The sequence below is a fragment of the Xanthomonas sp. BRIP62411 genome (assembly GCF_003993525.1).
GTDB lineage: Bacteria > Pseudomonadota > Gammaproteobacteria > Xanthomonadales > Xanthomonadaceae > Xanthomonas > Xanthomonas euroxanthea.
Window position 1 is genome coordinate 1 of sequence record NZ_QEZI01000017.1, and the last position, 245, is coordinate 245.

At 67.8% G+C, this 245-nt stretch carries 1 protein-coding gene; it reads right to left on the bottom strand.

The window, feature by feature from the left end:
* The coding region (locus tag EO139_RS21450) for a hypothetical protein (protein WP_164739869.1) at nucleotides 1-245 on the bottom strand (245 nt) is incomplete at both ends.

Consider the following 245-nt stretch of genomic DNA (forward strand, 5'->3'; position numbering starts at 1 on the left):
GGGCTTTCCCGGTAATGCCCCATCGCGGGCAAGCCCGCTCCTGCGATGTGGGGCTGTCCGGGTAACGCCCATCGCGGACAAGCCGCGCCTGCGGGGCGGGGTTGTCCTGGTCATGCCCCGTCGCGCCGGTCTCCTTCACCGGTTCGCCGAGATGGGTCTTCAACCACTGCTCGCTCTCGGCCAGCATCTGCAGGATCGACTGCCGTGCGCGATACGCATGCGATTCGTTGGGCAGCAGCACCAGC